Below are 1902 nucleotides of genomic sequence, written 5' to 3'. Positions count from 1 at the left end.
AGGAAGAACGAAATAATTAACTCAAATCGTGCAACCAATTGTAAACTCTTGACTATGCGACTCTTGGTTATTTTTTACATTCTCCGTACGTACCCACTTTTAAAGCTCGATTATACAACCACGCATTAAACTCGATTACGATTATGTAACTGCTTATAAAATTCGACTAAAAGAAGCGCGTTTTACATTAGAGTATTCATCGAACACCATACAAACGTGACGTACAAATAACTTACCACGCTCTGGAATAGTAAAACCAAACTCATTTGGAATCACAATTCCATCAGCGATAAAGGTATCAAGAAGATCTAGTTCTTGCTTGAAGTGTTCTTTAAAGTCAATGCCGTATTCTTGTTCAAATGGACGATAATCTAAACTAAAGTTACAGATAATTTGCTTAATCACATCACGACGTAAGCAATCTTCTTCTGATAGGGCAAAACCTTTAACAATTGCTTGCTCTTGTTTGTCTACAAGCTCATAGTATTCCATAGTTGTTTTTGCATTTTGTGCATAGGTATCTCCCACCATAGAAATACTACTGCAACCTAAACCAACAAGATCTGCCTCTCCGTGGGTAGTGTACCCTTGGAAGTTACGGTGTAGCACACCTGCTTTTTGGGCAAGCGCAAGTTCATTGTTTGGTTTAGCAAAGTGATCCATACCGATAAAAGCAAAGTCAGCTTGATGTAAACGCTTAATTGAGTAAGCAAAAATATCTAGCTTAGTTTTAGCTGTAGGTAGGGTTTCTTCTTTGATTTTAGCTTGTCCTGGAACTCGTGCTGGTAAGTGAGCATAGTTGAACACGCTAAGTCTATCAGGATTTAATTTAATTACCTCTTCAAGAGTATAGGCAAACTTGTCTACAGTCTGGAATGGTAAACCGTAAATTAAATCTAGATTAATAGAGTTAATTCCTAACTCACGTGAATGGCTAATTAAATCAGCAATAAATTGCTGATCTTGCACACGGTTAACCGCCTCTTGTACTTGCTTGTCAAAATCCTGAATACCAATCGAAATTCGATTAAAACCAAGTTCCACAAGCATATCCATGTAGTTTAACTCAATGCGTCTTGGATCAATTTCAATTCCCATTTCCACGTCATCGGTAAAAGTAAAGTACTTACGTGCCATTGCCATGAGGCGACGCATTTGCGCTGGAACTAAGTAAGTTGGCGTCCCGCCTCCTAAGTGGAATTGGTTTACTTTACGATCTTTTAAACTTTGCGCACGGTAAGCCATTTCTTTTTCAAGATAATCTAGATAGATATCTGCTTTTTCTTTATGGCGAGTAATAACTTTATTACAAGCACAGAAGTAACATAAAGTGTGACAAAACGGAATGTGAATATAGAGCGAAATTGGACGCTCTGGGTATTTGCTTAATGCTTGTTCAAAATCAGCATTAGTGTACTTCTCGGAAAACTCTAAAGCAGTTGGGTAAGAAGTATAACGAGGACCTGATAAATTGTATTTATCAATTAACTGTTGATCCCAAGTAAATTCTGCCATAATTAAACCAATTGTTTTGTTGTGGAGATGATTGTCAAATTGTAAAAATAGTAATTTGGATAAAAACTTTGAGTTTAGTTTAGGTCTTGCTGCATAAGTAAACTAAACCATACTAATTTTACTATTAAGCCAAACTTGGTGAGAGAAAAGTTAGCTTAAAAATGGCTATGTAAGAGAAAAAACTGCTTTATTAAGAACGCTTAACAAGTTGAGAGACAATTTTTCACAAAATACTTAGAGATGTAGCTCCCAAGATCTAAGCTACAACTTACTAGCTTTTAAACGTAACAACTGTTTTTAACGTATCAATTGTTGTAAACGTAACAACTAAACATAGCAACGTAGCAACGTAGCAACTAAACGTAGCAACTAAACGTAGAAACTAAA

General features: G+C 35.9%; 1 protein-coding gene. It reads right to left on the bottom strand.

Going from position 1 to position 1902, the window contains the following annotated elements; all coding sequences use genetic code 11:
- Positions 1–153: 153 nt before the first annotated feature.
- A complete protein-coding gene (gene hemN, locus CKF54_RS07895; RefSeq protein WP_119525801.1) occupies positions 154–1515 on the bottom strand; it encodes an oxygen-independent coproporphyrinogen III oxidase in 1362 nt (453 codons plus the stop codon).
- Positions 1516–1902 lie beyond the last annotated feature (387 nt).

Source organism: Psittacicella hinzii (genome assembly GCF_003585885.1).
Lineage (GTDB): Bacteria > Pseudomonadota > Gammaproteobacteria > Enterobacterales > Psittacicellaceae > Psittacicella.
This window is presented reverse-complemented; position numbering and strand designations above follow the sequence as displayed.